The sequence below is a fragment of the Paraburkholderia sp. SARCC-3016 genome, from assembly GCF_031119615.1.
Classification (GTDB): Bacteria; Pseudomonadota; Gammaproteobacteria; order Burkholderiales; family Burkholderiaceae; genus Paraburkholderia.
In genome coordinates this window covers 1-21,397 of sequence record NZ_JAVHZD010000001.1, presented here as the reverse complement: position 1 = coordinate 21,397, position 21,397 = coordinate 1, and the positions used below count along the sequence as shown (strand labels likewise).

Genomic DNA, 21,397 nt, shown 5'->3' with positions numbered 1-21,397 from the left:
GCGGTCATGGCCCGCCATCAGCGGAAGCCGCGGGGAGCGGCCCCGTCTTCGTGCACGTCGTATGCGTTAGCGGCGTTGCCCGGTTCACACATCAGCGGGTACGCGAGGCCCGCGAGCAGACCGCCGGCCATCGGCGCGGCCCAGAATAGCCACAGCTGATCGAGCGCCCAGTCGCCGACGAAGAGCGCCGCGGCGGTCGAACGCGCAGGGTTGACCGATGCATTGGTCACGGGCGTCGCAACCAGATAGATCAGCGTGAAGCAGGCGCCGATCACGAACGGTGCGAACGATGCCGACCTGTTTCGCGCCAGCATCGAGAGATTGACGAAGACGAACACGAACGACATCGCGAACTCGACGGCGAGCGCCGCACGAAGCCGGTAATCGGACGGGGAATGATCGCCGTAGCCGTTCGCGCCGAACGCACTGGCGCTGAGATCGAAACCCGGCCGGCCGCTCGCCACATAGGCGAGCAGTGCGGCGCCGAGCAGCGCCCCGATCAGTTGAGCCGCGATGTACGGCAGCAGATCGCGAATCGGGAAGCGCTGTGCAGTCGCAAAGCCGATCGTCACCGCGGGATTGAAATGCGCGCCCGACACGCGTCCGAGTACCGCGATCGCCGTCGTCAACGCGAGACCGAATGCAAACGGCACTTCCAGTACGCCCCAACCCTGCTGCACCGCCCCCGCGTTCAGGACCGCGCTGCCGCAACCGACGAATACGAGCCAGGCCGTACCGGCACCTTCGACTACCAACCGTTTACCCAGGCTTGCCATTGCGATTTCCCGTCCATGCGTCACATATCGACGAAGGCCAGCCTGCGATGGCTACCCCTCAGTGTTGCGCCACTCGCATATCGTTGTGCATAACGAATCATTTCCGGGCGCGGCGTGCCCGGCAGCGGCCGGGCGCGACCGCAAATTGTCGAGTCGATGCCGGGTCAGGTTAATCGGACTATTCTTAAATGAAGGAAACACTGAACAAGTGTGTGAACTTTGTTCTTCGTTCGCTGCATGAGAAACGTAAAACGCGTGCGTCGGGTGTCACGTCAAACCGATCTGCCTCGCATATGCGATCAGGCTGAGCTCATCTTCGAGCCCCAGCTTGCGCATCGCGTTGCGCTTCTGCGTGCTGATCGTCTTGCCGCTGCGCGAGAGCCGCTCGGCGATCTGCTGGATCGTCAGGCCCTGCACATAGAGTCTGAACACTTCCCACTCGCGTGCGCTCAGCACCGCGGCGCCCGGCTGCACTTTCGCGGCGTCGCCGATTGCTTCGCGGGCGTGCTTCGACAGGAAGCGCCGGCCCGCATACGCGGCTTCGATTGCGGTAATCAGCGAAGCGGCGGCGTCACGTTTGTCGACGATCGCGGCCGCGCCCATGTTCAACAGTCCCGCCAATGTTCTCGTTTGATGGATCATCGTCAGAATGACGATCGGTACTTGAGGTACGTAACGCAGCGTGCGCCGCAAAAAGATGATTGCGTTGCTCTCCCCGTCGATGCCCGGCATGCCGATGTCCGATACGATCAGATCGCACGGGCACGTATCGAGCAATTCGGCAAGCGCGAGCGTGTCCGACGCCACGCCCACCACCGACATATGGGGGACGCTGCCGAGCAGTTTGCTGACGCCGAGGCGAACGCTGCTGTGGTCATCGGCGACGATGATCCGGATAGTCTGATCCATGTTGTTCTTTGTCTGCGTGTGGACAGCCCCGCACGTCGCGAATCCCCGGGCTTGTGCCACCAGTTATGCATGTTTCGCGTCGCATCGCGTCACGCTCGCTGTCCGTTGCCACCAAGGTGAACACGAACAGCGAGGAGCCCGACCCGACGGCTGGCGAGCGCGATTGCTGTGCGTTCGAGGCGTAGCCGGTAAGCGGCCTACGCCCGATCGGCGGAAACGACACCGTGTTCGACGGCAAACCTGAACATATCGGCGTCGCTATGCAACGACAGCTTGCGCATCGCCGTGCACTTCTGCGCGCTGATGGTCTTAACGCTGCGGCCGAGTTTCGACGCGATCTCAGTCACGCCCAAGCCAGACGCGTAAAGAGTCAGAACTTCGAGCTCGCGCCGAGACAACACTTGACGAACGTAGTCGAGTCTGCGGGCGATCGTTGCATCCGCAAGCAGCACGCGGATCGCGGGGCCGAGATAGCACTCGTGCGCAAGTGCCGTGATGATCGCAACATGAATCAGGTCGATCCGGTCACGTTTGCTCACAATGGCGCCGACGCCGAGCGCGATGACCTTCTGCAGCGCGTCCGCGTCGGTTTCCATGGTCAGCACGACAAGCACGACCTCGGGGAACCGCGCCCGGAATTCGCGAACCATGTCGAGTCCATCGCCGTACATGCCACCGGGCATGTACAGATCCATAACGACCAGATCGCACGACACTCGCCCCGCTTCGGCGAATAACTGAGAAGAATCTGCAGCGCGTCCCACGACCTCCATGTTGGGATACGTCGACATCAGATTCTCAATCGCCAGCAGCACGAGCGGATGATCGTCGGCAATGATCGTTCGAACTGGCGCGGTGATGTCGTTCCTGGCATTCATTGAAAAAGCTCCTTTTGATCCGTGTCCTAAGGCCAAATAACGGAGCGTTAGCTGCACCCGGCGAGAATCATGCATTTAGTGCCGGACAGACATAAGATTGCTCCGAATTAGCAATGAGAATTCGCAACAAAACACATTCGATATCTGAAGAATTTCGGGTCATGTAAGACCGCGTCATGAGAGGCCGTGTGCACGCACAAACGCGAACAGGCCGGGATCGTTGCTCACGCCAAGCTTCGCCATTGCGTCGCGCTTCTGGCGGCTGACCGTGCGCACGTCGCGGCCGAGATGCTGGGCGATCTCGGAGATCGAATGACCGCGCACGAACAGGCGCAGCACTTCGGTCTGGCGCGGAGACAGATCGCGCATCGGCAGCAGCTTCAACGTTTCGCCGTTGGTCGACGAGAGTGCGTCGAGCACCGAGCGGCTTACGTGCGGGCGCCCGGCACCCGCTGCACGAATTGCGGCTGCGAGTTCGTCCATCGACTCGATCTTATTGAGCATGCCGAGCACGCCCGCCGAGATGATCGAACGAAGAATCGCTGCATTGGTCAGACTCGTCAGCACGACGATGCGCACTTCAGGCCAGTCGCTACGGATGCGGCGGATCAGCCGCAGTCCGTCTTCGGCATCGCCTGATTCGTTCGGCATGGCGAGATCGGTGACGAGCACGTCGCATGCGGTGCCCTGCATGACTTCGAACAGCGACGCCGGACTCGTCGCCTCACCGACTACACGCACGTCGCACTGTTCTGCAAGCGTGGCCTGGATGCCGAGCAGTACGAACGGATGATCGTCCGCCAGAATGACTCGTAGATTCACGGATGCTCCCTCGATATTTGTTTGTTGTTGGTGTTCCTGACGCGCCCATTCGCGTGACATGGAGAACGGGGGGTTCGACATTGCGGCCTGCTGGACTTCCGGCCAAGGGTGCTTAAGACCGTCGGTACTCGATGACCAATAGAGGCGGCAAAAGGCGTGCGGGAATCGTAATCAAAACATCTTGCGCAAAGAAATAGAATCAGAGAGTTCCGAATCGTCAAAAATTCGAAAGAAGCCAATAAAATAACCGATCAGGATTACCAAGTTAACCTATTTAATCTGCCATTCCCAATTTTCAATTTTCTTTGAAGCAACGTCTGAAAATTCTCGGCGAATATTCTGAATCACGGCGTCGTTGGCTCACAGACGCCTTAAGCAGACCCACCGGAGTGACCGATCTTCTTGTCAGTTCTTATCAATTCCTCAGTTGTTGCGATTCCAGATTGAGCATGAATCTGCATTCCCGACGTCACTGTGGCAAAGTGTCGGTAATTGTCGGCACAACATCAGGTATATCTGAGTTGAACGATTGCTAAGTCAGACAATGTTTGCCAATGCCTTGCTTTTCTTTTAGTTCTCTGCATGGGAGGAAGTGCTGGTGTCTCGTTTGATGCCTGCCGATCGTGGCGAATCGACTTCTCAACTGTCCAGCCGGACATCGCGCTTTTCGCTGCTTCGCTTGCTGACCACCTTGCTCGTCGGCGTCGGCGCCTGCCACGCAGAACGCGCGAGCGCACAGGAATTCGCGCTCTTCGGCGGAGCGCTGACCGGTGCCGGTTCACACACGTATTCGTGGGCATTCGACTATCAGGAGGGGCTTGGCCGATACGCGGCGCTCGGCATCGCATGGCTCAACGAGGGGCACCTGCCCGATCACCATCGCGACGGGCAGAGCATTCAGCTGTGGGGGCGGCTGCCGCTCGAGAACCGGCGCTTCGTGCTGTCGGCCGGCGTCGGCCCTTATCGGTACTCCGACACCGTGTCGAACGGCCCGAACGGTTTCATGAACAACCACGGCTGGGGCGCATTGATGAGCGTGCGCGCCGCGTACTACACGTCGAATCGCTGGATCATGCAGCTGCAGCTAAACCGCGTGCAGCTGAACGGCGGACCGAATACGACCGGCATCCTGTTCGGCGTCGGCTACCAGCTCGACGCGCCCGACGAGCCGGGCCCGCGCGACCGGCCAGTCAGCCGCAGCGATCGTGTGACCAGCAATGAATTCACGGTGCTGGCCGGCGAGACGATCAAGAACTCGCTCAACTCCGAATCGGGCTTCTCGACGAGCGTCGAGTATCGGCGAGGCCTCTTCAGGTATCTCGACTGGACCGCGACGTACATGCACGAAAACGTGCCCGCTGCCGTACGGCGCAACGGCCTCGCCACACAGCTCTGGCTCACGCGCGCATTCTTCAACGAGCATCTGACGCTCGCGGCCGGTGCGGGCGCTTACTACGCGATCGACGTCTTCGACACGCCCGGCTCGGCCGGCATCAAAGGCACGATATCGGGACTCGTGTCGCTGTCCGCGAGTTACCGGTTCAGCAAGCGCTGGCTTGCGCGGGTCACATGGAACCGCGTGGTCACGCGCAACAGTCTCGATGCGGACATGATCCAGGCAGGCATCGGCTACCGGTTCTGATAGACACCGATCGATACAAAGGCGGGTACTCAGGTCCGCCCAGGCGCCCATATCCCGCTGACGACCCGTACGTCGGCGTACCGTCAGACCCGAGCGGCAGTCGAGCGCGCGGTTGCGCGGGGCAGCGGCCGCGGAAATACGAGTATTGCCAGGAGCGCGCACACGCTCGCTGCGGCCCACACCGCGGGCCATGATCCCGCTGACAAAAGCAGCGGAATAGCCAGCGGTGTAACGAACAACGTCATGAATGCGCCCGTGTTGCCCATCGCGAGAGACGTGCCCGCACGGCGCGTGCCGGCGAGTGTCGCGAGTTCGGTGAATGCGACACCGTGCCATGCCGATGCGCACAAACCGGCCATGGCAAGCATGCCCGCCAGCATCACGCGTTGCGTTTGACCGTGGGGACCGGCGCCCGCCATCAATATGACGACGATCGCGATCACCGCAAACAGGAGCGCGGTAATGAGACTGCAGGCGCGCAGATACGCGCGCCGGTTGCCGCGTCGATCGGTCCAGCGGCCGCTCCAGATGCGTGCGACGGAGGCGCCTGCTTGCACGGTTACGAGGGTCGCGCTGATCGTCATGAGATTCGCGTGAACGAAGTCGTGCAGAAAGACGGCGGTAAACGTGATGACCGCAGCCTGCGGTACGCAGAGCATGCCGATGCCGAGCGCGACACGCCATACGCTCAAATCGCGCAGCGGCGAGACGGCATGGCGCGCGCCGAGCATCGCCGCAGCCTGGGTCGCCGACGCATACGACGGCGGCGGCTCGTGCAACCAATACCATGTCAAGGCCGCGGTCACGCCGCACAACAAGGCAAGCAGGCCAAACACAGCTGCGAATCCGCCTTGCGATGCCAACGCGGGCAACACCAGCGCGCCAAGCCCGCCGCCCGCGGGCACCGCGGTTTGCCGGATGCTCATCGCGAAACCGCGTTCGTTTTCGGCAAACCACGCCATCACGGCCCGCCCGCTCGAACCGTTGACACTGCCGCCTAACAGGCCGACCGCGAGCAACCCGCCTGCGAGCGCGACGAAACTTCGCGCATGATCGGCTACCGGACCGGACACGTGAGCGAAAGCGTGGCTGGACGCATCGGCGCCACGCGCAACCGCAAACATCGCCATCGCTGCCAACGCCGCCCCCGTCGACGCAAGGCCGAGCAGCAGCACGCGACGGTCGCCCCAACGATCGGTCAGCAGGCCCCACGGTACTTCGCTCAACGCAATACCGAGACCGAGCATCCCGAGCACGAGGCCCAATCCGACATTGGCAAGGTGGTAGTCCGCGCGCAGATAGACCGCGGTCGCCGGGATGCCCGAGAACGCGGCCGCAAAGCTCGCATTGGCGGCAAAGCCCACGCCCAGCACCTTCCACCGATGGCTCATCCCGCGGACCGCATTGTTCAAACCTCGTTCGCACCGCATTGCCGCTCTCCGCAAAAGGCATTGACAGGGCTGATCGTACGGGGCCACCATTTATCGGAAAAGCGGGAATATTCAATGCCATCTATCGGATAATCCGAAATCTGGAAACAGACTTTGTCTGCGCCCTTGCCACCTCCGTTTTCCCGAGCCGCATCCATGAATCAGCGCGCATTCGATCTGAACCAGTTGCGAACCTTCGTCGCAGTCGCCGAAGCGGGCAGCGTATCGGCCGGCGCGGAACGCGTATTCCTGTCGCAGTCGTCGGTCAGCGAGCAGTTGAAGAAGCTCGAAGAGCGCACCGGCCAGCCGCTCTTCGTGCGCGGCAAGCTCGGCGTCACCGCGACGCCCGCTGGCGCGCGGCTGCTCGAGCACGCGCGCCGGATCCTCGCCATGAGCGAAGCTGCGTTCGATGACCTGCAGGGCCGCTCGCTCGACGGCGAGCTGCGTATCGCAGTCACCGACTACTATCGTCCGCACGACATCGCCCGCGTGCTGAAGTCGTTCTCCGAACAGCATCCGCGGCTCAAGCTGCATGTGACGGTGTTGCCGAGCGCTGTCATCGACAGCGGCGAAGCCAACGACGCCGCCTTCGACATCGGCCTGTCGCTGCGTATCGTCACGCCCGGCAACCGGCGTGCGGGAGCAGGCACATCGCGCAAGGCGAGCACCGTCGTCAGGCGCGAGAAGCTGCTGTGGGTCACGAGCGCCGACGCCGACGCGCGCACGTCCGCACGCGCGTCGCCGCATGCCACGGATCACCCGCCGCCTTATCGCCTCGTGCTGCTGCCGTCGACCTGCCAGTTGCAGCGCTTCGTCGTCAAGCTGCTCGACGAGCGCAAGGTGCCGTACGTCGTATCGCATTCGGCGTCGGGCGTCGCGGGCCTGCAGCTCGCGCTCAAGGCGGGGCTCGGCATTTCATGCCTAAACGAATCGTCGCTCGGTGCGGGCCTTGTGCCATGCGCGGCGAACATCGGCCTGCCGCCGCTGCCATCGGTCGAATTCCATCTGCTGCCGGCGCGCGTCGGCGAAAGCGAACGGGTCACCGAGGCACGCACCGCATTTGCGCGGCTGCTCGCCTGAGCGAGCACGGCAACGGGAAAGTGGATGCAAACATGTCGCGCGCATGACGATACGGCTATGCGATTAAAAATTCGTTCGTAAATAGACATAGATCAAATGGATCGAACACCTTCCGTTGAAAGCTCAAACGAGGGCACGTATGATGGACAGGATTCGCAGTAGCAGGTAGCAGACTGTCGCGGGACGCCAAGGTCTCGCATGGGTGCAAGAACAATTCGAAGTAGAAGCCAACCCTCACTACCTACGAGGCTCCTCGTGCGTCGCGGAACTGTCGGCATATCGGTCGTGCTTTTCATAGGCCTGCTACTGGCCGACGCGGCCATTCCGGCGTGCGCAGCCGATACCGCAGCCGATGCGGGCCGCACGGCCGCGGCGACATCAACCACCACCCAGACCGCCACCCAGACCGCCACCCAGACCGCAACGCCAGGCAAGGCCGCCTCGATGCCATCGGCCATGGATGAACGGATGCATGCGTGCACAACCTGTCATGGCGTCCAGGGCCAGGGCCGCAACAACGATTACTTTCCTCGCATCGCGGGCAAGCCGGCGGACTATCTGTTCAACCAGCTGATCGCCTTTCGCGACGGCGGACGCAACTATCCGCCGATGGGCTATCTGCTCGCGTTCCTGCCCGACCCTTATCTGCACAAGATCGCCGAATACTTCGCCGCGCTGCAGCCGCCGTATCCGAACCCGGACACGCAGCCGCTGCCCGCGAGCGTGCTCGATTACGGCAAGAAGCTCGTCATGCAAGGCGATCCGTCGCGCAAGCTGCCCGCATGCGCGTCGTGTCACGGCGCGCGGCTCACCGGCACGCAGCCCGGCATTCCGGGCCTGCTCGGCCTGCACGCGAGCTATATCGCCGGGCAGATGGGCACATGGCGCTCGGGCACGCGCCACGCGATCGCGCCGGACTGCATGCATACGATCGCCGTCAAGCTGACCGATCGCGACATCACGGCGGTGTCGAGCTGGCTCGCGCGTCAGCCGAGGCCCGCGGATCCGACGCCTGCAGCGAATCAAACGGGGCGGCTGCCGATGGCATGCGGGAGTCAACCGGAATGAAGCCGATCTTCTATCCCGCTGGACTGATGGGACGCATGACGCGATCGATCGCGATCCGTTCTTTCGCAACCAGAACCGCCCTCACCGTCGCGGCGCTCGCGTGCGCGGCAACGCTCGCGCACGCGCCGTTCGTCGAGAAAGCCCGCGCTGCCGAAGCTGCCAGAACCACGGCCGCAGCGGGCGCGGGTGCAAGCAGCCCGGCAAGCGCCCCGGACACGCGCCCGGAGATCGTGATCCGCGGCGAGTATCTGGCGCGCGCCGGCGACTGCGTCGCGTGCCACACCGCGCCGCGCGGCAGGACATTCGGCGGCGGCCTCGCGATGGAAACGCCGTTCGGCACGCTGTATTCGCCGAATATTTCGCCGGATGTGCAATACGGCATCGGCACCTGGAGCGCGGACGCATTCTTCAATATGATGCGCACGGGCAAAGCCCCCGACGGCAAGCTCATCTATCCGGCAATGCCGATCGCGCAATATACGAAGGTCACCCGCGAGGACTCCGATGCAATCTTCGCGTACCTGATGTCGGTGCCGCCCGTGCATCAGCCGAACCGACCGCACGAACTGCGCTTTCCGTTCAATCATCGCGATCTGCTGATCGGCTGGCGCTCGCTCTATTTCCGCGAAGGCGAATTCAAGCCCGATCCGACGCGCTCGGTCGAATGGAACCGCGGCGCTTACCTCGTCGAAGGGCTCGGCCACTGCACGATGTGCCACACGAAGATCAACATGCTCGGCGGCTCGTCGCGCGACAAGCAGTTCGCGGGCGGCCTGATTCCGGTGCAGAACTGGTACGCGCCGTCGCTGACCTCGGACAAGGACGGCGGCCTCGGCGACTGGAGCATCAAGGACATCGTCGACCTGCTGCAAGCGGGCATTTCCGATCGCGGCGCCGTGTACGGTCCGATGGCCGAAGTGACCTATCACAGTCTGCAGTACATGAACGACGACGACGTCAAGGCAATGGCCGTCTACCTGAAGTCGCTGCCGGACAACGACCCCGGCCGCAAGACCGGCCCGTCGGCAAAGGCCGATCCGAAGATATTCGCACGCGGCGAGCATATCTACGCGGACAAATGCGCGATGTGCCACGGCGCGAACGGCGAGGGCAAGCTGCAGCACTACCCGCCGCTCGCGCGCAATCAGTCGATCGAAATGGACTCGGCCGTCAACCCGATCCGTATCGTGCTGAACGGCGGCTTCCCGCCCGGCACGCGGCGCAACCCCGAGCCCTACGGCATGCCGCCGTTCGCACAGGAACTGAACGATGCCGATGCGGCCGCGGTAGTCACGTATATCCGTACCGCGTGGGGCAATCACGGGCTGCCGGTGACGCCGAAAGAAGTCAACGACCTGCGCAACGCGCCGCTGCGCTGAAAGCGCGTGGCGCGGCCGCTTCGCGGCAGCAGCGCCGAACCCTTTGCATCGGGAGAACATGCAGATGGATGTCAACGAATCCTCCAGCGCCGGCGCTTCCGACGAAGACGTCGAGCGCATCGTCGCCGCCGGGCCGAGCGGCGCGATCGCGCTCGCCGGCGTCGCCGCGCTTGTCGTGCTGGCGATCTGGATCGGCTTCTACTTTCTCGTTTTCCTGCCGCGCGGCGTCATCCAGTAAGCGCTAATCATGTCGAGCCAACCTTCCGATCATCGAAACGGCGGCAGCCCCGCAGAACGCGTCGCCGCGCTCGCCGAGCGCCGCTGGGCCTGGTTCGCGGGCGCGATCATTGTGCTGATGCTCGCCGTCGTGGTATTCACGGGACTGCATTGGGCGATCATGCCGCCGTCGCGCGTCGAAACCATCGACCCGTCGCGGCTGCAAATTTCAGGCGAGTTCGTCGAGAGCAATCTCGGCAGCGCAGTCGAGCCCGACGGCTCGGTCATCGTGCGCTTCATCGCGCAGCAATACTCGTTCACGCCGCAGTGTCTGCTCGTGCCGACCGATACGCCGGTCACACTGCGCACGACGAGCGCGGACGTCGTGCATGGCCTGCTGATCGCCGACACGAATGTGAACACGATGGTCGTGCCCGGCTACGTCGCCACGCTCACGACGCGCTTCGACAAGCCCGGCGAGCACCTGATGCCATGCCACGAGTTCTGCGGCTTCGGCCATCAGACGATGTGGGCCCACGTGAAAGTGATCGACAAGGCCGCCTTCTTCGAGCAGGCGCGACAAAACCGGAGGCTCAGCTGTGTGGCACGCTAGGCGACTCGTTCTTGCGCATTTCTGGCTCGCGTTTATCGCGTTCATCTTCGCGCTCTTTCTCGGCGCCTGGCAGATGCTCGTGCGCAGTCCGCTGCATCCATGGCTCGGCAACCCCGAGCTCTACTACCGTTCGGTGACCGAGCACGGCACAGTGATGGCCTACGTGCTGCCGACGCTCGTCGCGATGGGCTTCGGCTATGCGATCGTCGAACTCGCGTTGAAGCAGGCGCTGGTCGGTCTCAAGTGGGGCTGGGCCGGTTTCATCCTGCTCGCGATCGGCGCCGTCGTCGCGACGATTCCGGTTGCGATGGGCCGCGCATCGGTGCTCTACACGTTCTATCCGCCGATGGTCGGCAACGCGTTCTATTACATCGGCGTGGTGCTGGTCGTGGTCGGTTCGTGGATCTGGGTGGCGCTAATGCACGTGAACCTGCGCGTATGGAAACGCGCGAACCCCGGAAAACCGGTGCCGCTTGCGATGTTCGCGAATGTCGCCGGTGCCTATCTGTGGGCGTGGACCGCGGTCGGCGCCGCCGTCGAGATCCTGTTTCAGATCCTGCCCGTCGCGCTCGGCCTGAAGTCGACCATCGACGCGGGCCTCGCGCGCGTGCTCTTTTCGTGGACGCTGCACGCGATCGTCTACTTCTGGCTGATCCCCGCGTATATCGCGTATTACACGATCGTGCCGCGTGCGATCGGCGGGCGTCTGTACAGCGATTCGATGGCGCGCGTGTCGTTCATTCTGTTCCTCGTGTTCGCGATGCCGATCGGCATTCACCATCTGTTCGCCGATCCGCAGGTCGGTTCGGGCTTCAAGTTCCTGCATGCGGTGTTCACCGGCATGGTGTCGGTGCCGACGCTGCTCACCGTGTTTACGATCTGCGCGTCGGTCGAAATCGCCGGCCGGCTGCGCGGTGGCAAGGGTGCGTTCGGCTGGCTCGCCGCGCTGCCGTGGCGCAATCCGATGATGCTCGTCATTGCGTTCTCGTTCATCATGCTCGGCTTCGGCGGCGCCGGCGGGCTCATCAACATGAGCTACCAGCTGAACGAATCGGTGCACAACACGCAGTGGGTCACCGGCCACTTCCATCTGATTTTCGGCGGCGCGATCGTAATCATGTACTTTGCGATCGCCTATGAGCTGTGGCCGCAACTGACCGGCCGCGCGCTCGGCCACGTCGGCCTGATACGCACGCAGCTCTGGCTGTGGTTCATCGGCATGATGGTCGTGACGATTCCCTGGCACTACGTCGGGTTGCTCGGCGCGCCGCGCCGCATGGCGTATTACGACTACAGCGCGCCCGGCATCGAAGCGCAGGCCGTGTGGGTCGCCATGTCGGCATTCGGCGGGCTCGTGCTCGTCGTCTCGGGCGTGATGTTCATCTATATCCTCGTCAAGGGGCAATTCGGGCCCACTCGGGCGGGAGATGAGCAGCCGCGGCCGTTCGGCTTCAGCGTGCCCGCACATCCGGTCGACCGCGTGCCGGCGGCGCTCAACGGTTTCGGTTTGTGGGTCGCACTGATGATCGGCCTCACGGTCGTCAACTACAGCGTGCCGATCGCGCAGCTGGTCGCGCTGCCGCAAACTTCCGTGCCCGCGGTGGCGGTAGGAGCGTCGCGATGAGTGAAGAGCGCGTATTCAGCTTGCGCAATCGCTGGTTCACCGCGGGCGTCGGCTATACGCTCGCGATCGCGATCGTCGCGATACTGATCGGCTTTGTCTGGCTGCCGTCGAAACATCCTGACTTCACGCGCGGCGGCCTGTGGGCAACGATCTGCCGCGCGGCCGGCGCACCGGAATCGTGGTACAGCGGCGCGGTCGACATCGCGGGTGCACCGCCGAGCGATGTGATCGTGATGCCGCCGCTGCACCGCGTGCATGCCGATGCGGTATCGATCGGCCGTGGCGCGACGCTCGCCCAGAACTGCTCGATGTGCCACGGCGTGCAAGGCGTCGTGATGGTCACGTCGCCCGTGCTCGCGGGCCAGTATGCGGACGCGATATACAAGGAGCTGCGCGACTACCAGAGCGGCCAGCGGCCGAACTCGATCATGCCGCCCATCATCCGCAATCTGAACGACCGCGATCTGCACGACCTCGCCGCGTACTATGCGTCGCTGCCGCGACCGGGTCCGGCGGAACCAGGCGGCGCGGCGACGGGTGCACAAGACAGCACGCAAGCGCGCGCCGAAAACCATGCAATTCGCAAGCTCGTCAACGAAGGCGACCCGATGCGCAATATCGCCCCGTGCGCCGCATGTCACGGCGAACGCGACCGCAAAGGCGCGGCGCCGTGGCTCGGCGGACAGTCTTCGGTCTATCTCGCGGGGCAGTTGCGGCTCTTCGCCGACGGCCAGCGCCGCAACGACATCAATGAGCAGATGCGCAACGTCGCGCGCAACATGACGCCGGAGGAAATCGACGGCGTCGCGAAGTATTACGCAGCACAGCCGTGAACGCGCCGCAACGCTCTGGAAGACACGCCTTGCGCTTCACGCGCGATACGGGCACATTGCCGGATTGATTGCGCCCGCATCGTCCCTGCCGCATCGTGCATCGTGCATCGTCACCGGAAGGGCCCTGTGCGCCGGCGCCATGTTTCGCGTCCGGGAGCCGCTCCGATGCAGGAAATCACGTCAGCGCTCGTCGTGTTCGTCGCGCTGCTCATCGGCACCGCGATCGGCTGGTTCGTCAAGCCGCTGCTGCCCGAAGAACACAAGGCGCATGAAACGGTGCAGCTGATCCAGCTCGTGATCGGCATGCTCGTTACATTCGCGGCCCTGGTGCTCGGTCTGCTCACGGCTTCCGCGAAAAACAGCTTCGATACGGTCGGCAACGACTTTCGCGCCTACGCGTCGGACCTGATCCGGCTCGACCAGACGTTGCGGGAATACGGTAAGGATGCCGAGCCGGTGCGTACGATGCTGCGCGTCTATACCGCCGAAGCGATCGCATCGACATGGCCGAACGAGCCTGCGCCGCCCGGCGATTACTACCCGAAGCGCGCGTTTCCATCGACTGCCTATAACCGCCTCGAGAGCATCGAACTCGGCCAGATGCTGAACGCCGCGAACATGGAGGCGCGCAACCTGCGGGCGCAAGACGCAGCGCAACAGCGCGCGCTGAACCAGATACTGAGTCAGTTCGACCGGCTCGTCGCTGCGCGCTGGAAGTTGCTCGAAGAGGCGCACAGCTCGCTCTCGCGGCCGTTTCTCACGACGCTCGGATTCTGGCTGTTCGTGATCTTTCTGAGCTTCGGTCTGATCGCGCCGCGCAACGCGCTTGCACTGGTAATGATCTCGCTCGGCGCGGTGTCGATTGCGTCGGCGATGTACGTGATTGTCGACCTCGATACGCCGTTGACCGGTCCGCTCACCACATCGAGCCAGCCGATGCGCGATGCGCTTTCGCATCTGGACCGCTAGCGGCGCGCCGCGAGTGACACGCTTGCCGCCGCGTGCCCGGCAGCCGCTGGCGCGGCCGTCTCGAACACTTCGCGCAGCCAGTCCGCGAATGCGCGCACGCGCGACGACAACTGCCGGTTCTGCGGATAAAGCACCGTGACCGGCATCGGCGGCGGTGCGAACCGCTCGAGAACGATTTTCAACTGCCCGCGTGCAAGTTCATCGGCAATCCGGTAGCGCGGCACCTGCACGAGACCCAGGCCCGAAAGCGCCGCACCGGTATACAGATCGGCCGATGTCACGGCGACGATTCCGCCGACGGCGACCTCGGTCACGCGAGCGTCGACCGTGAATTCGAATGGCATCGGGCTGCCGCTCGCGCTCGAAACGAAGTTCACCGCGCGATGCGCGCGCAGTTCGTCGAGCGTTTGCGGTTCGCCGTACGCGTCGAGATACGCGGGGCTCGCGACCGTCACCTGCTCGAGCCGCGCAAGGCGCCGTCCGACCATCGACGAATCGTGCAGCGTACCGGCGCGCAGCACGCAATCGACGCCTTCGCGCACGAGGTCGACGAAGCGGTCGTCCTCGGCAAGATGCAGTTCGATTTGCGGGAAGCGGCCCAGAAACTGCGGCAGTGCGGGCATCACGAAGTGGCGCGCTAGCGTGCCTTGCAGATTGGCCCGCAACAGCCCCTTTGGCGCGACATGGCGAAACGACCCTTCCGCCTCGTCGAGGTCGGCGAGCAGCCGGACGCACCGTGCGTAATACGCCTCGCCGTCGTGCGTGAGGCGCACCGAACGCGTCGTGCGTTCGAGCAGCCGTGCGCCGAGGCGCTTCTCCATTCGCTTCATCAGGTTCGTGACGGTCGCCCGTGGAATCTGCAGATCGTCCGACGCGCGCGTAAAGCTTTGCCGCTCGGCGATGCGCACGAAGACCTGCATTTCCTGAAACCGATCCATGTTCCGCTCCGTCGCGCCGCGAAGATTGCCTCTTCGGTCCGCCCAGTTTTGTTAAAGCAAATGGAATGATTATGCCAATTTACACCCGCTTATCTCGCCCCGGATTTCGTCCATGATTCGTTCACCAACTCGACACCTTCAAAGGAAACGAATCATGAACGCGATCAGGAACGAAAAAGTGGCTCTCATCACCGGCGCGGCACGCGGCATCGGCGCAGCGGTTGCGTCGCGACTCGCAGCGGACGGGTTCGCCGTTGCAATCAACTATGCGTCGAGCGCGAAGGCGGCCGAGGCGCTTGTCGCCGAACTGCGCGAAGAAGGCACGATGGCGGTTGCCGTAAAGGGCGACGTGGCGGACCCGGCCGATGTGCGGCGCATGTTCGACACGGTCGAGAAAGAACTCGGCAAGGTCGACGTGCTCGTCAACAATGCGGGCGTGATGAAGGTCGTGCCGCTCAACGACACCACCGACGAAGCCTTCGAACAGACGATAAACACCAACGTGCGCGGCACGTTCAACACGATGCGCGAAGCGTGGTCGCGGATTGCCGAAGGCGGCCGCATCATCAACTTTTCGAGCACGTCGATCGCGCTCAACAAACCCGGTTATGCGCTGTACAACGCCTCGAAGGGCGCCGTCGAAGCGCTGACCCGCGCGTATTCGCAGGAACTGCGCGGCCGCAACGTGACGGTCAACGCGGTCGCTCCGGGGCCGGTCGGCACCGAACTCTTCTATAAGGGCAAAACAGAGCAGCAGATCCAGGCTTTCGCGAACATTCCGCCGCTGCAGCGCCTCGGCCGGCCCGATGAAATCGCGGCGGTTGTATCGTTCCTCGCCGGACCCGACGGCGGCTGGGTGAACGGGCAGATTCTGCGAGCGAACGGCGGCGCCGCATGAACGCAAGCGGCGGCCCACGGCGCAATGCGGCTGGACCCGAAGCTCAGCAGTTCGAAGATCTCGCGCGAGCCTCACGGAGCTGCGTCAGGCTGCCGCACGCATCGCGCGTCGCTCAATTGAGCGAGTGCAGGTAAGCCGCCACGGCCCGTGCGTCGTGCTCGTTCAGACGGTAAGCGGGCATCGGCGGACGCGCCATTCCGCCGTTCGCCGTGTGGCCCGTCTCGAGAAACGTCGCGAGTTGCGCTTCCGTGTACCCGGCCGGCAGGCCCGCGAGCCTGACCGAGCGATTGGTAAAGCCCGGCACCGGCACATCCGGCGTGAAATGAAGTTCCGCGCCCTGCAGGTCCTGAGCGCCAATCGGCATCCCGTGGTCATCCTTCGGCGTATGGCAGTCGGTGCACATGCCGACGCGATGCACGATGTAGTTGCCGTGTGCGATCAGCGCCGCTTCCGAATCGATCGGAGGCTTCGCGAATGCAGCCGTCGGCGCAAGTGCGAGCGGCAGCGCGAGCATGCAGAGCGCGTTGAGGGCATGGCGTACCAGGCGGGCAGCACGCGGGTCGCGGGCCGCGCGCCCGATAAGCGAAGCAGACTTCGACTGATTGTCCGTCATTTCATTGTTCTCCAACGGGTTGTAGGTGCCGCGGCCGATTGCCCGGGCGGTTTTTTGTCGGGGCGGAACGGCACCGCCTTGCCGCAAAAAACACCGTCGAAAATCGCTTTATTCCGAATGCTTAAATGGCGGACTGTTATTGAGAATCAGGCGATAAAGGCGCTTTACCAGCTTCGCTTCACCGGACAACTGGTCGCGCACGGGCTTGCGCGAAGCACGCGATGCATCTAGCGGGCGACGCGTGCATACTGTCCCTGCCGTATGGAAACTATGAGTCAATTCAGCCTTGCAATAGGGCTGCAATTGCCTATTTTTACTTTTGCTTTGCCGCAGTTTTCCGATTCGTTACGCGGGCCCCCCAATAACCGAGACAAAAAGGAGCTGTCATGAACGCGATCAATCTGTTGAAGGTGATGGTTGTTGCAGGATGCGTGGCTGTCACGTCGAGCGCCTGGTCGCAGACGAGCGATTCGATGGCGAATCCGTCGACCGCCACCACGACCGACGCAAAAGCGATGAAGAAGGCGGACCGCAAGCTCGCTCGCGACGTACGCCGTGCGATGGCGAAAGCTCAGGGCTTCGATGTCTCCAATGTGTTCGTGAAAGCCCGCAGCGGTGCGGTGACGCTGTCCGGCACGGTGCCGGAAGGCGACCAGATCGCTCAGGCGGGCGAAATCGCGAAGGGCGTCGCCGGTGTGAAGTCGGTGAACAACAAAGTCACGCTCGGCGTGCAAGGTGGCGGCAACTGACGCGCGGCGCGTCGCCGATGGCGAGAACGGCATCGGCCGTATGGAAAGAACCCCGCCGCGACGCGGGGTTTTTTTTTGCGAGCGACGGCCCCCGCCGCAGGGGCCGGCATGCTATATGGCAGGTCAATATTACCTGCTGCACTCATCAAATCGTCTATCGAAAAAATCGGCGAAACGCGGAATAAAGCACGCGCCAAGGTGTTATCCGTCCAATCGGCCGCCTTGCGCGGTTCATTCAAAACACAATAACCGGGGAATTGCGTTGACCGGACGATCCTTGGCACTTATTCAGCCAGCACCATGTCCACTAGTTCACCCCGCCTGAACTCCGGCCTCCTGCACGCGATTCGTCTGTTCGTGCGGGTCGTCGACGCGCGCAGCTTCACCGCCGCCGCCTTGCAGTCCGACCTGACCGCTGCGCAAGTGTCGCGAATGATCGGCGAACTGGAGCAAAGGCTCGGCACCAAACTGCTGCATCGCAATTCCCGCCACGTGTCGCTGACGGGCCCCGGAGAGCGCTATCTGCTCAAATGCCGATCGATCCTCGACCTCGTCGACGAAGCCGAGAACGAGGCGCGCGATGCGGCGACGCGGCCTGCCGGCACATTGAAGGTGTCGTGCATGTCGAGCTTCGGCCGGCATCATCTGCTGCCGTTGCTGATGGAGTATCTGCAGCGTTATCCCGACGTAAAGGTCGAATTTACGACGCGTCAGAACGCGCCGGACGTGCTCGCCGAAGGAATCGATTCGAGTGTTTACTTCGCGCAGGAACTGCCGCATTCGACACTCGTCGGACGCAAGGTCGGCGGCGTGCGCGGTATCTTGTGCGCACGGCCCGATTACCTCTCGCATCACGGCACTCCGTCGCACCCCGAAGATTTGATGACCTATAGCTGCCTGAAGCTTGTCAATATCACGCGCGACTGGCAACTGACCGACGGCGATTCGACGATCACGTTGCCGATATCCGGTCCATTCAGAGGTGACTCGCCGGATGCGGTGTTGAGCGCGGCGCTGAGCGGTCTCGGCATCGCGCTGCTGCCGCCATGGTCGATCATCGACAGCCTGAAGACCGGCGATCTCGTGACGGTGCTGCCACAATGGCGCACACCGGAAATCGGCGTCTACTCGCTGATTTCGTCGCGCCGTTATCTGCCCGCGCAAACGCGCGCGTGGATCGATCTGATCGCGGAGAAGTTGCCCGTGGCGCTCGGGCGCGATGAACTGATGGTCTCGCGGTACATCGCGACGTCGACCGAAGTTTGATTCAGGTGAACAACGTACCGGCCTTTCGCGGCACGCATATCTGAATTGCGGCAAACGAATAACGCGCTTCGCGACTGCTCGTTCAAGCGCGGCGGCGCGGCGACCGGCATCGGCAGAGTTCGTTACGCGACATGCAACGTTGCCTTTCGCCTATCGTGGTGTTGAACTGCTTTCGCAGTCTTTAACATCGGTCACAAGGTCGCGGTGGGCCGTTCGGCCCACTTCATACAAAATCCTTACTCACATCCATTGCTTCACAAGGTTCCGCTTTTTCGCGCGGACCGGGCATGGCTTGTGGTCGCAAGCTCGCCGCGCGATTGCGTTTGAGTTCGGGGGCATTCAGGGGGCACTGACGTATGATCAACCAGGACAGCATCGCCGGTATCGAGTCGTTGCCGCGCATCTGGGCATTCGCGCTGCGCCTCACCGAGCAGGAACGGGACGCCGAGCGGCTCGTCGTGCAGGCATGCCGGCACTTCTCGGCCGGAGAACTGAGCCGCGGCGCGTCGCGGTGTCTGCGCCCGCTGCACCGGTTCTTTTCGATCATGGCGACGCTTTGGCTCGAAGAAGGCTACGCGCAACGGTATGCGCAGCTGCGGCCGCTCGGCGGCGATTGCGCGTGCGGGCCGGGCGACTCGCGCGAGCGTCCGGCGACGGAATGCATCCATTGTCTGTTGCGACACGCGGTCGCGTCGCTTCCCGATTCGCAACGCGTACCGATGCTGCTCGTACTCGTCGAGGGTCTGAGCTATGCGGAGGCGGGCGACGTGCTCGGCATCTCGAAGAACGAGGTTGCCGAAATCGTCGCGCAAGGGCGGGCCAAGGTCGCGGTTATGCTCAGCAAGCATCGGCAATATAACGGCGCCTGGCAATCCGAATTGTGCTGACGGAATATCGCCGGGGTGCTGCGGCAGGCTCGGACGCTTCGGCTCACAGGGGCAGCCGCTTCGCGCCAGGCCGCTAAACAGGCAAAAGGCCGGAACCTTTGGTGTAAGGTTCCGGCCTTTTTCGTTCCGGACTTCGTACTGTTGACGCAGCGGATACGAACGACTACGACAGTCAAGGCACCGCGCGCGCGGCGCACGCCGGATCAGAACGGAATATCGTCGTCCATCTCGTCGAATCCGCCGCCGGCCGGCGCGCTCGGCCGGCTTGCAGCACCGCCGCCGCTGCGCGCACCGCCCCCGCCCCCGCCGCCGCCTGCCGCGCGTCCACCGCCGCTGCGTTCAGCCGGTTCACGGTTATAGCCGCCGTCATCGCCGCCGCCGCCCGAGCCGCCGCGGCCGCCGAGCATTTGCATCTGGTCCGCGACGATTTCGGTTGAATAACGATCGGTGCCGTCCTGCGCCTGCCATTTGCGCGTGCGAATGCGTCCTTCGATATATACCGACGAACCCTTCTTCAGATACTCGTTCACGATTTCGGCCAGCCGTCCGAAGAACGAGACGCGATGCCACTCGGTCATTTCCTTCATTTCGCCGGACGCTTTGTCCTTGTAGCGGTCGGTCGTGGCAAGGCGAATGTTCGCCACTGCGTCGCCGCTCGGAAGGTAACGGACTTCCGGATCGGCGCCGAGATTGCCGACGAGAATGACCTTGTTCACGGATGCCATTAGTTTCTCCAGTTAATCATTGCTTGCGGACGGCGGCGTCAAGCCTTGCGCGGCGGCTGTTTCATATTTGCGGCGATTATAAGCCAGCAGAAAACAAGCCCCGAACACGTATAGAACACGGCACTCGATCCGTCGATTTTCAAAAGCCATCCGCCGACCACGCCGCCCAACGCGAGCCCGACGGACTGCGTCGTGTTATAGACGCCGACCGCCGCGCCCTTGCGCGTGCCGGGCGCAAGCTTGGAGACCAGCGAAGGCTGCGACGCTTCGAGAATATTGAAGCCGAGAAAATAGACGAACAGGATCGCCGCCACGATCGCTATGGTATGCGCAGCGGCGCCCAGCAGTAACTGGCCGATCAGGATAAGGAAAATCGCACTGACGAGCACCGCTTTCATCTTGCCGCGTTTCTCGGCCGCGATGATCGCGGGCACCATCATGACGAACGACAGCCCCATGACCGGCAGGTAGATCATCCAGTGCGAGTGGACCGGCAGGCCGTCCGCTTCGAGAATGCGCGGCACGACGAGAAAGAGCGCGGTCTGCGTGGCGTGCAGCACGAGCACGCCGAAATTGAGCCGCAGCAGTTCGACGTTGTGCAGTACCTCCCTGAACGGCGCGCGCACGTGCACGGGCTTCGGCGCATCGGGCACGATCCACAGCACGACGCCGACCGCGAGCACCGAGAACACGCCGACCAGCGAAAACAGCCCGCTCATGCCGACCCACTGGAACACGACCGGTGCGCCGACGATCGCCACCGCGAACGAAATGCCGATGCTGCCGCCAACCATGGCCATGGCTTTCGTGCGATGTTCTTCGGAGGTCAGATCGGCGATGAACGCGATCACCGCCGACGACACCGCGCCCATGCCCTGAATGACGCGGCCGACGATGATCCACGTCATGTCGTGCGCGAGCGCCGCCACGAAGCTGCCTAGCGCGAAGATCAGCAGGCCTGTCGCGATAACGGGTTTGCGGCCGACCTTGTCCGACACCCAGCCGTAAAGTCGGAGGCCAAGCGGTCTTAGGAAGACAAAACATTCTACCAACTCCTTGGCTCACAGAACGACATGGCTACG

The 21,397-nt window shown here is 63.1% G+C and carries 22 protein-coding genes; 13 read left to right on the top strand and 9 right to left on the bottom strand.

All coding sequences use genetic code 11. The annotated features are described in order from the left end of the window. Positions 1–17: 17 nt before the first annotated feature. From aqpZ to QYH69_RS00095, 4 genes are all read right to left on the bottom strand, one after another. Positions 18–776, bottom strand: a complete 759-nt coding sequence (gene aqpZ / locus QYH69_RS00110) for an aquaporin Z (protein WP_308829921.1) — start codon at positions 774–776, stop codon at positions 18–20. Positions 777–1,043: 267 nt separating this feature from the next. Next, a complete protein-coding gene (locus QYH69_RS00105; RefSeq protein WP_308829920.1) occupies positions 1,044–1,685 on the bottom strand; it encodes a response regulator transcription factor in 642 nt (213 codons plus the stop codon). A 197-nt stretch (positions 1,686–1,882) separates the two neighbouring features. Then, entirely contained in the window at positions 1,883–2,563 is a 681-nt protein-coding gene (locus QYH69_RS00100; protein ID WP_308830321.1) for a response regulator transcription factor, read from the bottom strand. Between the two features lie 174 nt (positions 2,564–2,737). Beyond that, positions 2,738–3,370, bottom strand: a complete 633-nt coding sequence (locus tag QYH69_RS00095) for a response regulator transcription factor (RefSeq protein ID WP_308830320.1) — start codon at positions 3,368–3,370, stop codon at positions 2,738–2,740. 625 nt (positions 3,371–3,995) lie between these two features. Here QYH69_RS00095 and QYH69_RS00090 point away from each other — a divergent pair. After that, positions 3,996–5,027 carry a hypothetical protein gene (locus QYH69_RS00090; protein WP_308829919.1) on the top strand — a complete coding sequence of 344 codons (1,032 nt, stop codon included), beginning with the start codon at positions 3,996–3,998 and terminating at the stop codon, positions 5,025–5,027. An 83-nt stretch (positions 5,028–5,110) separates the two neighbouring features. On the opposite strand, the gene QYH69_RS00085 is transcribed toward QYH69_RS00090, so the two are convergent. Beyond that, entirely contained in the window at positions 5,111–6,418 is a 1,308-nt protein-coding gene (locus QYH69_RS00085; protein ID WP_308829918.1) for an MFS transporter, read from the bottom strand. A 195-nt stretch (positions 6,419–6,613) separates the two neighbouring features. Here QYH69_RS00085 and QYH69_RS00080 point away from each other — a divergent pair, with 195 nt between their 5' ends. From QYH69_RS00080 to QYH69_RS00045, 8 genes are all read left to right on the top strand, one after another. Further along, positions 6,614–7,537: a LysR family transcriptional regulator gene (locus tag QYH69_RS00080; RefSeq protein WP_308829917.1), complete on the top strand. Its 924-nt coding sequence runs from the start codon at positions 6,614–6,616 to the stop codon at positions 7,535–7,537. A 444-nt stretch (positions 7,538–7,981) separates the two neighbouring features. Next, positions 7,982–8,605, top strand: a complete 624-nt coding sequence (locus QYH69_RS00075; RefSeq protein ID WP_308830319.1) for a c-type cytochrome — start codon at positions 7,982–7,984, stop codon at positions 8,603–8,605. Then, entirely contained in the window at positions 8,602–9,984 is a 1,383-nt protein-coding gene (locus tag QYH69_RS00070) for a cytochrome c (RefSeq protein WP_308829916.1), read from the top strand. The genes QYH69_RS00075 and QYH69_RS00070 overlap by 4 nt, the downstream gene beginning before the upstream one ends. A gap of 64 nt (positions 9,985–10,048) precedes the next feature. Continuing rightward, positions 10,049–10,222: a hypothetical protein gene (locus QYH69_RS00065; protein ID WP_198039176.1), complete on the top strand. Its 174-nt coding sequence runs from the start codon at positions 10,049–10,051 to the stop codon at positions 10,220–10,222. Positions 10,223–10,231: 9 nt separating this feature from the next. Continuing rightward, positions 10,232–10,813 carry a cytochrome C oxidase subunit II gene (locus QYH69_RS00060; protein WP_308829915.1) on the top strand — a complete coding sequence of 194 codons (582 nt, stop codon included), beginning with the start codon at positions 10,232–10,234 and terminating at the stop codon, positions 10,811–10,813. Beyond that, positions 10,800–12,437, top strand: a complete 1,638-nt coding sequence (locus QYH69_RS00055; RefSeq protein WP_308829914.1) for a b(o/a)3-type cytochrome-c oxidase subunit 1 — start codon at positions 10,800–10,802, stop codon at positions 12,435–12,437. The genes QYH69_RS00060 and QYH69_RS00055 overlap by 14 nt, the downstream gene beginning before the upstream one ends. Then, the gene (locus QYH69_RS00050) at positions 12,434–13,270 is read left to right on the top strand and encodes a c-type cytochrome (protein WP_308829913.1); all 837 of its coding nucleotides are present in this window, start codon (positions 12,434–12,436) and stop codon (positions 13,268–13,270) included. The genes QYH69_RS00055 and QYH69_RS00050 overlap by 4 nt, the downstream gene beginning before the upstream one ends. 165 nt (positions 13,271–13,435) lie before the next feature. Then, entirely contained in the window at positions 13,436–14,239 is an 804-nt protein-coding gene (locus QYH69_RS00045) for a hypothetical protein (protein ID WP_308829912.1), read from the top strand. Here the strand turns inward: QYH69_RS00045 and QYH69_RS00040 are convergent. After that, entirely contained in the window at positions 14,236–15,177 is a 942-nt protein-coding gene (locus QYH69_RS00040; protein ID WP_308829911.1) for a LysR family transcriptional regulator, read from the bottom strand. The two genes, QYH69_RS00045 and QYH69_RS00040, sit on opposite strands and share 4 nt — an antisense overlap. Positions 15,178–15,331: 154 nt before the next feature. Between QYH69_RS00040 and QYH69_RS00035 the strand changes: the two genes are divergently transcribed. Then, positions 15,332–16,075 (top strand): SDR family oxidoreductase, encoded by a 744-nt coding sequence (locus tag QYH69_RS00035; RefSeq protein ID WP_308829910.1) that lies wholly within the window; start codon positions 15,332–15,334, stop codon positions 16,073–16,075. Between the two features lie 112 nt (positions 16,076–16,187). Here the strand turns inward: QYH69_RS00035 and QYH69_RS00030 are convergent, their stop codons facing one another. Beyond that, positions 16,188–16,688: a c-type cytochrome gene (locus tag QYH69_RS00030; protein ID WP_308829909.1), complete on the bottom strand. Its 501-nt coding sequence runs from the start codon at positions 16,686–16,688 to the stop codon at positions 16,188–16,190. A gap of 386 nt (positions 16,689–17,074) precedes the next feature. On the opposite strand from QYH69_RS00030, the gene QYH69_RS00025 reads away from it, so the two are divergent. The 3 genes from QYH69_RS00025 to QYH69_RS00015 all read left to right on the top strand — a co-directional run bounded on the left by QYH69_RS00025 (position 17,075) and on the right by QYH69_RS00015 (position 19,590). Continuing rightward, on the top strand, positions 17,075–17,437 hold the full coding sequence (locus QYH69_RS00025; protein ID WP_308829908.1) for a BON domain-containing protein: 363 nt from the start codon (positions 17,075–17,077) through the stop codon (positions 17,435–17,437). 300 nt (positions 17,438–17,737) lie between these two features. Beyond that, positions 17,738–18,703, top strand: a complete 966-nt coding sequence (locus tag QYH69_RS00020) for a LysR family transcriptional regulator (RefSeq protein ID WP_308829907.1) — start codon at positions 17,738–17,740, stop codon at positions 18,701–18,703. Between the two features lie 356 nt (positions 18,704–19,059). Beyond that, a complete protein-coding gene (locus tag QYH69_RS00015) occupies positions 19,060–19,590 on the top strand; it encodes a sigma factor-like helix-turn-helix DNA-binding protein (protein WP_308829906.1) in 531 nt (176 codons plus the stop codon). Between the two features lie 203 nt (positions 19,591–19,793). Here QYH69_RS00015 and QYH69_RS00010 read toward each other — a convergent pair whose 3' ends face one another. After that, on the bottom strand, positions 19,794–20,315 hold the full coding sequence (locus tag QYH69_RS00010; protein WP_308829905.1) for a single-stranded DNA-binding protein: 522 nt from the start codon (positions 20,313–20,315) through the stop codon (positions 19,794–19,796). Positions 20,316–20,353: 38 nt separating this feature from the next. Continuing rightward, complete coding sequence (locus QYH69_RS00005) at positions 20,354–21,367, bottom strand: MFS transporter (protein WP_308829904.1); 1,014 nt, start codon at positions 21,365–21,367, stop codon at positions 20,354–20,356. Between the last annotated feature and the right edge of the window lie 30 nt (positions 21,368–21,397).

What these genes read in the sequence shown, in the direction of transcription:
- aqpZ (WP_308829921.1), bottom strand. Translation starts at nt 776, where the DNA reads ATGGCAAGCCTGGGTAAACGGTTGGTAGTCGAAGGTGCCGGTACGGCC.
- QYH69_RS00105 (WP_308829920.1), bottom strand. Translation starts at nt 1,685, where the DNA reads ATGGATCAGACTATCCGGATCATCGTCGCCGATGACCACAGCAGCGTT.
- QYH69_RS00100 (WP_308830321.1), bottom strand. Translation starts at nt 2,563, where the DNA reads ATGAATGCCAGGAACGACATCACCGCGCCAGTTCGAACGATCATTGCC.
- QYH69_RS00090 (WP_308829919.1), top strand. Translation starts at nt 3,996, where the DNA reads ATGCCTGCCGATCGTGGCGAATCGACTTCTCAACTGTCCAGCCGGACA.
- QYH69_RS00085 (WP_308829918.1), bottom strand. Translation starts at nt 6,418, where the DNA reads ATGAGCCATCGGTGGAAGGTGCTGGGCGTGGGCTTTGCCGCCAATGCG.
- QYH69_RS00080 (WP_308829917.1), top strand. Translation starts at nt 6,614, where the DNA reads ATGAATCAGCGCGCATTCGATCTGAACCAGTTGCGAACCTTCGTCGCA.
- QYH69_RS00075 (WP_308830319.1), top strand. Translation starts at nt 7,982, where the DNA reads ATGCCATCGGCCATGGATGAACGGATGCATGCGTGCACAACCTGTCAT.
- QYH69_RS00070 (WP_308829916.1), top strand. Translation starts at nt 8,602, where the DNA reads ATGAAGCCGATCTTCTATCCCGCTGGACTGATGGGACGCATGACGCGA.
- QYH69_RS00065 (WP_198039176.1), top strand. Translation starts at nt 10,049, where the DNA reads ATGGATGTCAACGAATCCTCCAGCGCCGGCGCTTCCGACGAAGACGTC.
- QYH69_RS00060 (WP_308829915.1), top strand. Translation starts at nt 10,232, where the DNA reads ATGTCGAGCCAACCTTCCGATCATCGAAACGGCGGCAGCCCCGCAGAA.
- QYH69_RS00050 (WP_308829913.1), top strand. Translation starts at nt 12,434, where the DNA reads ATGAGTGAAGAGCGCGTATTCAGCTTGCGCAATCGCTGGTTCACCGCG.
- QYH69_RS00045 (WP_308829912.1), top strand. Translation starts at nt 13,436, where the DNA reads ATGCAGGAAATCACGTCAGCGCTCGTCGTGTTCGTCGCGCTGCTCATC.
- QYH69_RS00040 (WP_308829911.1), bottom strand. Translation starts at nt 15,177, where the DNA reads ATGGATCGGTTTCAGGAAATGCAGGTCTTCGTGCGCATCGCCGAGCGG.
- QYH69_RS00035 (WP_308829910.1), top strand. Translation starts at nt 15,332, where the DNA reads ATGAACGCGATCAGGAACGAAAAAGTGGCTCTCATCACCGGCGCGGCA.
- QYH69_RS00030 (WP_308829909.1), bottom strand. Translation starts at nt 16,688, where the DNA reads ATGACGGACAATCAGTCGAAGTCTGCTTCGCTTATCGGGCGCGCGGCC.
- QYH69_RS00025 (WP_308829908.1), top strand. Translation starts at nt 17,075, where the DNA reads ATGAACGCGATCAATCTGTTGAAGGTGATGGTTGTTGCAGGATGCGTG.
- QYH69_RS00020 (WP_308829907.1), top strand. Translation starts at nt 17,738, where the DNA reads ATGTCCACTAGTTCACCCCGCCTGAACTCCGGCCTCCTGCACGCGATT.
- QYH69_RS00015 (WP_308829906.1), top strand. Translation starts at nt 19,060, where the DNA reads ATGATCAACCAGGACAGCATCGCCGGTATCGAGTCGTTGCCGCGCATC.
- QYH69_RS00010 (WP_308829905.1), bottom strand. Translation starts at nt 20,315, where the DNA reads ATGGCATCCGTGAACAAGGTCATTCTCGTCGGCAATCTCGGCGCCGAT.